Origin of the sequence: Undibacterium sp. FT79W, assembly GCF_014284215.1 — a bacterium.
Taxonomy (GTDB): domain Bacteria; phylum Pseudomonadota; class Gammaproteobacteria; order Burkholderiales; family Burkholderiaceae_D; genus Undibacterium; species Undibacterium aquatile.
The window spans coordinates 290716-303440 of the sequence record NZ_JACOGB010000003.1 but is presented as its reverse complement, the minus strand read 5'-3'; the positions used below and the strand labels follow the sequence as shown (position 1 = coordinate 303440).

10 protein-coding genes are annotated in these 12725 nt (G+C 50.2%); 6 read left to right on the top strand and 4 right to left on the bottom strand.

What is annotated here, in order from left to right:
• The first annotated feature begins 453 nt into the window (after positions 1-453).
• Positions 454-2199: a methyl-accepting chemotaxis protein gene (locus H8K38_RS06800; protein ID WP_186884037.1), complete on the top strand. Its 1746-nt coding sequence runs from the start codon at positions 454-456 to the stop codon at positions 2197-2199.
• 98 nt (positions 2200-2297) lie between these two features.
• Positions 2298-2645, top strand: coding sequence for an energy transducer TonB (locus tag H8K38_RS06795; RefSeq protein ID WP_186884036.1), 348 nt, complete (start codon positions 2298-2300; stop codon positions 2643-2645).
• 91 nt (positions 2646-2736) lie between these two features.
• Here H8K38_RS06795 and H8K38_RS06790 read toward each other — a convergent pair whose 3' ends face one another.
• From H8K38_RS06790 to H8K38_RS06785, 3 genes are all read right to left on the bottom strand, one after another.
• Complete coding sequence (locus tag H8K38_RS06790; protein WP_370587069.1) at positions 2737-4890, bottom strand: M3 family metallopeptidase; 2154 nt, start codon at positions 4888-4890, stop codon at positions 2737-2739.
• Positions 4891-5002: 112 nt separating this feature from the next.
• On the bottom strand, positions 5003-5137 hold the full coding sequence (locus tag H8K38_RS18425) for a hypothetical protein (RefSeq protein WP_255422855.1): 135 nt from the start codon (positions 5135-5137) through the stop codon (positions 5003-5005).
• 2 nt (positions 5138-5139) lie between these two features.
• Positions 5140-6351 (bottom strand): MFS transporter, encoded by a 1212-nt coding sequence (locus tag H8K38_RS06785; protein ID WP_186884035.1) that lies wholly within the window; start codon positions 6349-6351, stop codon positions 5140-5142.
• Positions 6352-6411: 60 nt separating this feature from the next.
• On the opposite strand from H8K38_RS06785, the gene H8K38_RS06780 reads away from it, so the two are divergent.
• From H8K38_RS06780 to H8K38_RS06765, 4 genes are all read left to right on the top strand, one after another.
• A complete protein-coding gene (locus H8K38_RS06780; RefSeq protein ID WP_370587068.1) occupies positions 6412-8124 on the top strand; it encodes an AlkA N-terminal domain-containing protein in 1713 nt (570 codons plus the stop codon).
• A gap of 2 nt (positions 8125-8126) precedes the next feature.
• Complete coding sequence (locus H8K38_RS06775; protein ID WP_186884034.1) at positions 8127-8633, top strand: methylated-DNA--[protein]-cysteine S-methyltransferase; 507 nt, start codon at positions 8127-8129, stop codon at positions 8631-8633.
• A 206-nt stretch (positions 8634-8839) separates the two neighbouring features.
• Complete coding sequence (locus H8K38_RS06770; RefSeq protein WP_186884033.1) at positions 8840-9400, top strand: phasin family protein; 561 nt, start codon at positions 8840-8842, stop codon at positions 9398-9400.
• Positions 9401-9609: 209 nt separating this feature from the next.
• Positions 9610-10788 (top strand): acetyl-CoA C-acetyltransferase, encoded by a 1179-nt coding sequence (locus tag H8K38_RS06765; protein ID WP_186884032.1) that lies wholly within the window; start codon positions 9610-9612, stop codon positions 10786-10788.
• A gap of 96 nt (positions 10789-10884) precedes the next feature.
• Here the strand turns inward: H8K38_RS06765 and H8K38_RS06760 are convergent, their stop codons facing one another.
• Entirely contained in the window at positions 10885-12414 is a 1530-nt protein-coding gene (locus H8K38_RS06760; protein ID WP_222610781.1) for a peptide MFS transporter, read from the bottom strand.
• Positions 12415-12725: the final 311 nt, after the last annotated feature.

The following is a 12725-nucleotide window of genomic DNA, read 5'->3' as shown; positions in this document are numbered from 1 at the left end:
AGCAGTCGAGAGTGACGTGAATCGTGAAGGTTAGCATTCAGATAAATTAAATTTATATCGAAATGATGATGCTGACTATCAACAGCAGAATTTATGCCAGCGAATCGATAAAAAGAAGGGGAATAACAAAGAAAGTTTTGAGCACAGTGGCTCTTACAAAAGCATAATTAGTTTGCACAAAAATAGTGCAGACTGCATTAGTTGCCAACGAATAAATGAAAACTATTTATTTCGCAATAGTTATTGAACATGTGTGAAAAAAAAGTGTAAAAAAATGTTTCCATCTGGAAAAATTACAGTATATTTCCTACCTGAATGTTACAAAGTGCGAGTTGATTCTGAACAAAACTAGGACTTGCAATCAGGGGACAGGCACATAAGTTGCTGAAATTTTAGCGCTTTTGAATGTTTTAATTCTTTTTCAAAGTAGTGGCGTAAATGAATCTATCAAAAATGACTGTTGGTAAACGCCTGGGGCTGGGTTTTGCTCTGGTTTTAATATTTTTGATCGCACTGACGATCGTCGGTGTTTTCCGGATGTCTCAAATTCAGGGGCGTCTCGAAAAGATCGTGAATGTCAGTAACGTCGAAACCCGACTGGCTCTCGATATGCGGGCGATCGTCTATGACCGTATGGTGGCTTTACGCAACCTGACCTTGCTCAATGATGAGGGGGACATGGAAAAAGATCTGAAGAACATCGCCGAACAGTCAAAAAAATACGCGGAAGCGAGTGAAAAACTGATCAAGCTTGCGCAATCGGCCGATGTCGTTTCGGGTGAAAAGAAAGCCATATTCGATAAATTGAAAGAGCGCGAAACAGCCGCTGCTTCTTTGCCGGAAAAAGCCAAGGCGCTTGGTCTGGCGAACGATCAGGAAATGGCGACCATCACCCTGATCAAAAAACTGCGTCCGGTTCAGCAAGGCTGGCTCGATACTCTGGATGAATTGGTTGTATTGGAAGATAAACTGAATTCTGAAGTCGCCAGCGAAGCAAACTCAGCATTTAAATCGGCGACCAGCCTGATGCTGATTCTTGGTCTGATGGCATTAGCAGGCGGTATCGCGGCGGCGTTTTATATCAGCCGCAGTCTGATCCGGCAACTTGGTGGTGAGCCTGATTATGCGGCACAGATTGCCGGTCAGATTGCTGCGGGCGAACTGAGCGCGCCGATAGACGTCAGAAATGGTGATCAGTCCAGTCTGATATTTGAAATGAAAAACATGCGTGACAGTCTGGTCAATATCGTCGCGCAAGTGCGTTCCGGTACCGACACGATCGCTACCGCCTCCAGTGAGATCGCGACTGGTAACCTGGATCTCTCTTCCCGTACCGAGCAACAGGCGAGCTCACTGGAAAAAACGACTTCATCCATGCGTGAGCTGACTATCACCGTCAAGCAAAATGCCGATAATGCGCGTGAAGCGAATCAATTGGCTGCCTCTGCTTCGGAAGTTGCTCGTCAGGGTGGGGCGGTGGTTGCCCAAGTGGTTGAGACCATGGGTGACATCAACACGTCGTCAAACAAGATTGTCGACATCATCAGTGTGATTGATGGCATCGCATTCCAGACGAATATTCTGGCGCTGAATGCTGCGGTGGAAGCTGCGCGCGCCGGTGAGCAAGGACGTGGTTTCGCTGTTGTAGCGGCAGAAGTCCGTAATCTTGCGCAGCGTAGCGCCGCTGCTGCGAAAGAAATCAAAACACTGATTGATAATTCCGTCGAAAAAGTTGAAATCGGTGCGCGGCTGGTGGGTCAGGCTGGCGTGACGATCGATCAGGTGGTCACCAGCGTTAAGCATGTGACCGAGATCATGACGGAAATTACGGCAGCAAGTCAGGAACAGAGCGCCGGTATTGAGCGTGTGAACCACGCGATTATTGAAATGGATGGCGTGACACAGCAAAATGCGGCGCTGGTAGAGCAGGCTGCTGCAGCTGCTCAAAGTTTGCAAGATCAGGCCGCTGAATTGGCAAATGTGGTGGGTGTTTTCAAACTCGACAAAAATGAAGGTCTCTTATCGTTTCAGTCGGCACCAGCGAAACCGGCAGCACCGGTTGTCAAACGCATAGAGCCAGCAATGAGAGCGGCAAAGTCCAAGGCAAAAGCCAGTCCGGTGAAATCTTTACCTGCCGCAAAACCTGCTGTGAAAAAAGCCGCATCTGCTGCCAGCGATGATGGCTGGGAAGAGTTTTGATTAATCGTCAGACTAGGCGGCAGAATCAGCAGCAGGTTTAGCAGCATTAAGACATAAGCACCACATTTTTATATTGATCAGAAATGAAAAGAAATACCATGATGAAATCTTCGCGTTCTTTCCTTATCTCAGCCATGTTGTGTGTGGCTGCTTCTTCGGTGATGGCGGCTGAAACAGCGCCTGTGATGGATAATAAATCCTGCGACCCACCGAAGTATCCGAAAGCGGCTTTGATGAACGAAGAGAGCGGCACGGTGACGATGGGATTTCTGATTTCTGCTGACGGTAAAGTCGTAGAATCGAAAGTAGAAAAATCTAGCGGCTCACGCAGCTTGGATAAAGCGGCCATCGGCGCTTTTAGCCAATGTAAGTTCAAGCCCGGCACGAAAGACGGCAAAGCCGAGCAGGCTTGGGTGAAAACTGATTTTGTCTGGAAACTGGAATAAGTCAGCAATATATGAAAAAGGGGGAAGACGCGATGTCTTCCCCCTTTTTTTATACGCTGGCAAGACCTGCAGGTCTTGCCAGTTGCTTGTTTTATTTTAAGCCGCGACGCAACAGTAATGGGTCGATTTTTGGATCACGCCCACGGAAGTTGTGGAACGACTCCATAGGATCGATACTGCCGCCGCGTGACAGCAATTGCTGACGGAACCAATCGCCATTTTTCCGCGTCAGCCCGCCATTTTCTTTAAACCATTCAACGGTATCGGCATCCAGTACTTCGCTCCACAGATAGGCGTAGTAGCCAGCCGAGTAGCCGCCGCCGAATATGTGGGAGAAATACGTGGAGCGATAGCGTGGCGGTACCGGTGCAAAATCGACTCCGGCTTCTTTCAATGCCGCTTTTTCAAACGCAATTGCATCGCTTGGTATCTGCGCCGGTGTCAGCTGATGCCAGCGCTGATCAAGCAAAGATGCCGCCAGATACTCGGTGGTCGCAAAGCCTTGATTGAACTTGTTGCTGGCAGTAATTTTATCGACCAGCGTCTGAGGAATGACTTCCCCTGTTTTGTAATGCTTGGCGTAGTTCTTCAAGACTTCAGGCCAGGTCGCCCACATCTCGTTGACTTGTGAAGGATATTCGACAAAATCGCGCGGTACATTGGTACCGGAGAAGCGCGGGTAGTGTACTTGTGAGAACAAACCGTGCAGTGCATGGCCGAATTCATGGAACGCCGTTTTCACCTCATCCGCGGTTAGCAAGGTCGGTTCGCCTTTTGGTGGCTGCGGAATATTCAGGTGATTCGCAATCACGGGTTTTTTGTTGAACAGCGTCGATTGTTCGACATACGAGTTCATCCACGCGCCGCCACGTTTGCTGTCACGGGCGTACATATCGGCAATAAACAATGCCATCGATTTACCATCGGCATCGAATACTTCAAACACTCTGACGCTGGGGTGATAGACAGGTAAATCTTTACGCTCTTTAAAGCTGATACCGTACAACTGATGCGCGGCAAAAAACACGCCATTTTGTAATACGCTGTCGAGTTCAAAATACGGGCGTAACTGAGTATCGTCAAAGGCATATTTTGCGGTACGCAATTGCTCGGTGTAGTAGGCCCAGTCCCATGCCGCCAGCTTAAAGTCGCCGTGGTTGGCATCAATAATTTTTTGTAATTCAGCGGCTTCATTTTTGGCGTTGGCGACTGCTGCCGGTGCCAGTTCGCTCAGCATTTTATTGACGGCAGTGGTGGTTTTCGCCGTTTCATCTTCGAGGCCGTAGGCGGCGTAATTCGGATAGCCCAGCAATTGCGCTCGTTCTGCGCGAAGACGGGCTAATTGCAGAGCTGTATCGCGGTTATCGAAATCACCGCCGTGGCTGCCACGATTGACAGAGGCTTCCTGCAAACGCTGACGCACGGAACGGTCTTCGAGGCTGGCCAGATAAGGTTGTCCAGAGGTATTCATCAATGGAATCAGATATTTACCATCCAGCCCTTTGGCTTTTGCTGCGGCCGCTGCGGTGCTGATTTCACCTTCTGACAAACCTTTTAACTGCTCTTTATGTTCAACGATGACTGCAGACGCATTGGTTTCTTTCAATACGTTTTGGCTGAACTTGGTGCCCAGCGATGCCAGTTGGGCATTGATCGCTTTGAGTTTGGCTTTATCGCTGTCGGATAATTTTGCACCCGCACGCACGAAATCGGTGTAGTAACGATCCAGCAAGCGATTGGATTCGGCGTCGAGTTTCAGTTTGTCGCGTTGGCTGATGATCGCATTGATGCGTTTAAACAGTTTCGCATTCATCAGAATCACGTCCTGATGAGCGGACAATTTTGGCGCCAGATCGGTGGACAGTGATTCCAGTGTCGGGTTGGTGTTAGTAGCGATCTGATTGAAAAAGATTGTGCTGACGTGGTTCAGCGCCTGCCCTGCGCGTTCCAGCGCTACTACCGTATTATCAAAAGTTGGTTTGGCGGTGTTGTTGGCAATGGCATTGATTTCGGCCAGATGCAAACGCATGCCTTCTGCAAACGCTGGCGCATAGTGTTCGTTTCTGATCTGATCGAAGGCTGGATATTCATACGCCAGAGTACTGGCTGCCAACAGAGGATTGGCTGCAAGCGCTTTATTCATAAGGGGTTTGCTGGTCGGTGCTGAAGTGACGGAGGTATCTGCGGCAACGCTGGAGTGTATTGCCAGCGCAGAACACAGCAGCATGAGCATGGATTTGTTCATGGGAATCAGATCTGAAAAATAGGAGTTGAAAAGAATAACATCAGACTTCGTGCTGAGAAAATAATTCCTTAAAATTATCTAAATCGATCAGATCAATCGAATACTCATTTATTCAACAAAGCACAAAGCGATTCGCCAGATCAAGTACAAAACCAGGCTGAAGATAAGCCAGAAACGCTACTGCCAGCACGAGCAGCAGCAATAGCATCAGAGACAGCTTCAACAATGTCTGGCGCAGTTTCATCATCGTTATGCCGTCGAAGTCTGACGTGCAACCGGGCTTTCATTCACCGGCAGATTAATCAGTGCCGCGAAAATACCGAGTGCCAGCGTAATGCCCCAGACAAGGTTGTAATTGCCCATCAGTGTATAGATATAGCCGCCGAGCCAGACTCCCATAAAACTGCCGACCTGATGCGAGAAAAATACAAAGCCAGACAACATGGAAAGATATTTCAGTCCAAAGATGCTGGCGATGACGCCATTGGTCAGCGGTACTGTCGATAACCACAGCAAGCCCATACCGGCGGCAAAGATATACACCGAGTAGGACGACAGTGGCGCCAGCAGAAACAGGCTGATCACAATCGTGCGGGACAAATAGATGGAAGACAGCAGGTAACGTTTCTGGAACATGCCGCCGAGCTTACCGGCGTAATACGAACCGAAAATATTGAACAAGCCAATGAGGGCAAGCGCCGACACTGCCACGTTAGGGTCGAGTATGCCTTTGTCCTTCAGATAGGCTGGCATATGCACGCCGATGAAAACTACCTGAAAACCGCAGACAAAATAACCTGCGACTAAAAACAAGAAAGGCTTATGTGAGAACGCTTCGTGGATAGCTTCTTTGATACTTTGCTGCGGGCCATGACTATGATCTATCGGTGGCTCGCGCAGCTTCCACGCCATCGGCAGCATAACGGCGATCAATAAGCCCGCCAGCAGATAAAACGCCGTTTGCCAACCGCTGTGGGTAATTAATTGCTGTTCGACTGGCATCATCACAAACTGACCAAAAGAACTGGCGGCTGAAGAAATGCCGAACGCCCATGAACGCTTATTCGCTGGTGCGGTGCGTCCGATAATGCTGCTGACGGCACCAAAAGCGGTGCAGGCCAGCGCCGCACCTAATAAAACGCCGGAACCGATGACAAACAGCAGCGGATGACTGATCGTCGCCATCCATAGCAAACCAGCCGCATACATCAGTGCGCCGAAGATGACCACGCGGGCGGTGCCGAATTTATCTACCGCCATACCGGCGAATGGGCCGAACACGCCCCATAACAAATTCTGGATTGCCATCGCCATCGAATAGGTTTCGCGGGTCCAGCCATGCGCTTGCGAAATCGGCTGCAACCAGAAGCCAAAGCCATGACGCACGCCCATGGCTAGCGTTAATACAAAGCCGCTGGCGATGAGGACGGTTTTCAAATCAGGAGATTGCTTGACGGTCATGGCTTATGCTTTCTGCATATATATATCAGCGCACTAGTGTAGTGGAAACGTCTAAATCATGTGGCCTGCCGGTTTTACCATGACGGCTGTGGCGATGTTGGTCGTGGCCACTCTTCCTGCAACAATACGCATGTCCGGAAATGGCTAGATCTGGTGCCGGTCAACGCGTATAAAGTGCACATGCAGACCGATAACGACATCACGATGAATAAACCTGAGACCAACCCAGGCAGACTGATGCGCGAGGCACATCAGTACTATCGTGCGCTCGCCGCAAAAGACAGCCGCTTTGACGGCGTCTTTTTTACTGGCGTAAAAACAACAGGTATTTATTGCCGCCCGGTTTGCGCGGTCAGAACGCCGCGTGAAAGTTCCTGCGAGTTCTTTTCGACAGCGGCAGCAGCGGAAGCGGCAGGCTATCGTCCTTGTTTGCGTTGTCGTCCCGAGCTGGCGCCGTATGCGATACAACAGAATCTTGCCCATGCGATCTGGAAGAAGATTGCTGACGGCGCTTTGAATGCAATGAATGTCGAAGATTTTTCGCAACAAATCGGTTTGTCTTCACGCCAGCTCAGGCGTGTGTTATTGCAGGAATTCGGTGCCAGCCCGGTCGAACTCGCACAAACCCAGCGTCTGCTATTCGCCAAAAAACTGCTGCAAGAAACCTGCTTGCCGATGACTGATATCGCGTTTGCCGCTGGTTTTGGCAGTGTCCGGCGTTTCAACGCACTTTTCTTGCAACGTTATCAGATGGCACCCGGCTCGGTGCGGCGCGCGGCAGATGGGCGTGGCGAAGGTATTTTGTTGCGCCTGGCGTATCGTCCGCCGTATGCGTGGGACGCGGTAATCGGCTATTTACGCGGACGTGCGATGCCAGGGCTGGAAGCCGTGATTCAGGAAGGTCAGGACGGTGATCTGGCCGCCTATGTGCGCAGCGTGCGTATACAAGGGATCTCAGGCTGGTTGAAAGTCAGCCATTTACCGCAGAAAAATCAGTTATTGCTGCAACTCGCGCCACAACTGACGCCGGTATTGATGCCGGTGCTGGCGAGAGTGCGGCAGCAATTTGATCTGGAAGCGAATCCCGCGTTTATTCAAAGCCACTTGCAACAAGATGCCTTGTTAGCAGCGCAGATTCAGGCAACGCCGGGTTTGCGTGTACCGGGCGCTTTTGACAGCTTTGAACTGGCGATCCGTGCGGTGCTGGGGCAACAGGTCAGCGTAGCTGGTGCAACGACCGTTGCCGGTCGTCTGGTGCAGCGCTTTGGTGATCTGGTAGATACGCCGTTGGCGGCGATTACGCGTCATTTTCCGACACCGGAAACGATTATCGGGCTGCCCATCAATGAATTGGCGGGAATAGGGATTCCGGCGACACGCGCCCAGACCTTGCAGAATGTCGCCCGCTTCGCGCTGGCGGGCGGCTTTGAACGCTTGCCGGATAGCACTCAGGCGACGATGCTGGACAACATGAAAAGTGTGCGCGGTATCGGTGAATGGACGGCGCAATATATCGCGATGCGTGCGCTGCGTTTTCCAGATGCTTTTCCTGCCGGTGATCTCGGTTTGCAAAAGGCAGCGGCACAATTATCAGGACAGGCAGCGTCGCCCGCACCAACGCGCTGGACAGAAAAGCAGTTGCTGTTGCAGGCACAAGCGTGGTCACCGTGGCGCGCCTATGCCGCCATGTTGCTGTGGCAGTCGCTTAACACGACGGACAGCCTTAGTGCGCACAATGCGGCAAGCAAAGCAGTACAGAAAAATAAGGTGTAGCGATGAAAAAATATACAGAATTTAGCAGCCCGCTCGGCGTGCTTTGTCTGGCTGCGAGTGACATGGGATTGAGCGGCGTTTACTTTGAACAGCACCGGCATTTCAAAGGCATACAGGGATGGCAACTCGTACCGGAACATGCGGTATTACAACTGGCGACACAACAACTGCAAGAATACTTTGCCGGTCAGCGCCAGCATTTTGATCTTCCTCTCGACATGTCATCGGGCACGCCATTTCAGCAAAGCGTATGGCGGGCGTTGCAGCAGATACCTTTCGGTCAGACGTGCAGTTACGGCGCTCTTGCCGCCAGCATCGACAAGCTGTCGGCGGTGCGGGCGGTTGGCGCAGCCAACGGACGCAATCCCTTGTCGATTATTGTTCCTTGTCACCGGGTGATCGCAGCGAACGGTGCGCTGACTGGCTATGCCGGCGGCTTAAAAAATAAGCAGGCCTTGCTGCAATTTGAGGCAGATAAATCTCGGCATCAATCCCCGCTATTTACCTGAGTCTCAGCCCGGAATAGGCTGGAAAACCTGATGGATATTGGGGTTTGTATTTTTAGAGTGATATCATTTACATCATTTTGTTGCGATGCACAAAAAAAGCTTGACGTACGAAATATGCCGTGTAGAATTGAACTTGTTGCGGTGCACCATTTAAAGAAGTTGTGGAAGGCGCTGCCGATTATTAATCCCCTTTAACGGAGAATGCCATGTCTACATCACCAGAACAATTTATTGCTGCAACTAAAGCTAACCTCGAAGCGCAGTTTGCTTCCCTGACTGCATTGAACAAAAAAGCGTTTGAAGGTCTGGAGCAATTGTTCGCCCTGAACGTGAACGCTGCCAAAGCCAGTATCGAAGAAGGTACTGCGGCTGCGAAACAACTGTTGAGCGCAAAAGATCCTCAGGAATTTTTCACGCTGACGACAGCACAAGCACAGCCAACTGCAGAAAAAGCACTGGCATATGGTCGTCATCTGGCCAGCATCACTTCTGCTACTCAGCAAGAGTTCACAAAAGCAGTGGAAGCGCATATTGCTGAAACAAATACTAAAGTGATTTCCCTGATCGATGAAGTCACCAAAAATGCACCAGCTGGCTCCGAACAAGCCGTGACAGCGTTAAAATCTGTCGTTGGTAACATCAACGCCGGTTACGAGCAATTGTCCAAAACGACCAAGCAAGCGGTAGAAACGCTGGAAGAAAATCTGGCAAAAGCAACACAACAGTTCACTCAAGCTGCTGAAAAAGCGACGCCAAAGAAAAAATAAGCAACTTAAGTTACTTAAGTAAAGCAAGGACAAGTTCGATATGAACTTCGCCTGAACCAAAAAGCTCCCTTCAATCGGGAGCTTTTTTTTGCTCAAAATTTCAGCAGGATGAACATCAACCGGCAAGCTGGTGTAATCTGACCGCTACCGTATCAGACAGATTATGCATTTTTGTCTGACGCATCTTTTTTTATAACAGGAGATTCAACATGCAAGACGTCGTCATTGTTGCTGCTGGACGTACAGCGGTAGGTAAATTTGGTGGTTCCCTGGCTAAAATCCCAGCCGCCGAATTGGGTGCGATTGTGATTAAAGGCCTGCTCGCCAAAACGGGTCTGAGCGGCGACCAGATCAACGAAGTCTTGCTCGGTCAGGTGTTGACGGCAGGTGTCGGGCAGAATGCGGCGCGCCAGGCCGTCATCAAAGCGGGTTTGCCAGTGATGGTACCAGCGATGACGATCAATAAAGTCTGTGGCAGCGGTTTGAAAGCAACGCATCTGGCGGCGCAGGCCATTAAAGTCGGTGACGCTGACATTATCATCGCTGGCGGTCAGGAAAATATGAGCGCTTCGCCACATGTACTGAATGGCTCGCGCGATGGCTTCCGTATGGGTGACACCAAACTGGTCGATACCATGATCGTGGATGGTTTATGGGATGTGTACAACCAATACCACATGGGCATTACCGCCGAAAACGTCGCTAAGAAATACAGCATCAGTCGTGAAGAGCAGGACGTATTTGCACTTGCCTCACAAAACAAAGCGGAAGCGGCACAAAAAGCCGGCAAGTTCAAAGATGAAATCATTCCGGTAGAAATCGTGTCGAAAAAAGGCACGGTCGTCTTTGATACCGACGAATTCATCAAACATGGCGCAACCCTGGAATCCTTGTCAGCATTGCGCCCGGCCTTCGACAAAAACGGTACCGTCACCGCAGGTAATGCATCCGGTCTGAACGATGGCGCAGCCGCAGTGATCATGATGTCGGCAAAGAAAGCGGAAGAGCTGGGATTACCAGTGCTTGCGCGGATCAAAGCGTATTCGTCGGCAGGCGTAGACCCATCCGTCATGGGCATGGGGCCGGTGCCTGCAGCACAGCTCTGCTTGAAAAAAGCGGGCTGGACTCATGCTGATCTGGATTTAATGGAAATTAATGAAGCCTTTGCGGCACAAGCCATCGGCGTGAATAAAGAAATGGGCTGGGACACCAGCAAGATCAACGTGAATGGTGGTGCGATTGCGATTGGTCACCCTATCGGTGCTTCCGGTTGCCGTATTCTGGTCAGCCTGATTCACGAAATGATACGTCGTGATGCTAAAAAAGGTCTGGCGAGTTTGTGTATCGGTGGTGGTATGGGCGTGGCGCTGGCAATCGAACGCTCATAACAAGTCTGAAGCAGAATTCCAACGGAATTTGTCGGAAATAGTTAAAAAAAAATCCCCGCTTTTGGCGGGGATTTTTGTTGGGCCGGATACTCTTGATTAGTGAATACCGTGCATTTTCTTTTCCATCCATTTATTCAGCGTCATCAGCACCAGACCTGCACCGATAGGAATGATAGTGAAGATCAGGAAGAACGTGGATAAGGAATAGGTTTCTGAGATACGGTCGATATAGCTGCCAGTAGAGCCGGCAATTTTGTTCGCAATCGCCGTGTTCAGGAACCAGACGCCAAACATCAAACCTAGCAGGCGTGGTGGCGCGAGCTTACTGATGTACGACAAGCCGACCGGTGAAATACACAGCTCGCCCATCGTGTGGAAAAAGTAAGCGGCGATCAGGAAAATCATGCTGACGGAAGCGGTTTTCGCGCCTGCAGGAATGCTGGATGCGCCATAAGACAAGGCCGCGAAACCCAGACCCAGCAAAATCAGACCAGTGCCAAATTTGATCGGGCCGCTGGGGTTCCAGTATTTATCCCACATTTTGGTAAACATCGGCGCCAGAATCACCAGGAAAAAAGAGTTCAGAACATTGAACCAAGTGGCAGGTACGCTGGAGTTTTCCATAGAGAATTCACGACCGAGCATCCAGATCACGAGTGCCCAGATCAGACCAATACACAAGACCAGCAATAGATTCGACAACAAATAGCGCTTTGCGGTACCGATAAACAGTTTGATCAGCAACCACGACAAGATCGCCGTTGGTATGACTGTCATCAGGGAATTAATGATTTTGAACGCAAAGCCGCTGGTGCCAACCAGCGTGCGGTCAGTGTAGTCTGCGGCAAAAATTGTCATTGAACCGCCAGCTTGCTCAAAGGCGAACCAGAAGAAAATCGTGAAGAAAGAAAATACACAAATTGCTTTCAGGCGATCAGCAACGATATGTGGCGCAGCCTCTTCTACCGGTGCGACGGTCGCAGATCGTTGCGCTTTTGGCAAACCGATCTCACCGAAAATACCCTGACCGAAGTAAAACTGAATCGCACCGAGGATCATGAAGGCGCCAGCCAGACCAAAGCCGAGTGGCCAGGAGATTTTTTCACCGATATAGCCGCAAAGTGAAATTCCGAAAAACGCACCTGCATTCACACCCATGTAAAACAGGGTGTAGCCACCGTCACGACCACTTTCATTATCTTTGGTGTAAAGCTGACCGACGATTGCCGAAATATTCGGTTTAAACAAACCTGTACCGGCAACGACCAGTGACAGACCGACATAGAACATCGTTGGTGTATCAAACAGCAGTGATGCATGACCGGCAGCGATGATGAAACCACCCAGAACAACCGAGCGACGGCTGCCGAGGAATTTATCCGCGATATAGCCGCCGAGTATCGGTGTCAGATACACCAGACCGGTGTACCAGCCGTACAGATTGGTGGCGTCTGCGCGGGTCCAGCCCCAGCCGCCTTTGGCTGTTTCTGTGACCAGAAACAAGACCAGCAATGCGCGCATGCCATAATAAGAAAATCGTTCCCACATTTCTGTGAAAAACAAAACAAATAAGCTATCGGGGTGTCCCAGGATAGTGTTCACCCCTGGATTTTGAATTTTGTTCAAATTGCTCTCCGTTGTTGGTTTAATTGGATGATGATTCGCCAGCAAATAAATTTTCAAGCCTGAGGCAAGAATGATTTGAATTGAATCAATTCGGCGCGTAGCTTACCACGATGAAAAACTCATATAAAAAGACATATTGTGCGTCGCAGCAAATGTTGTGCCACCGTAGGCGAATGAGTGTGGATAAGCCTTTGCGACACCATCCGGGAGACATCCGGGACGTCGTTCTGAGAATGGCGGGTTTGCCAGCACGCCATTTTGTGCGATCCTGATGCACATTTCTCATAAAAATGCAGGCGATGCCGCTCGTT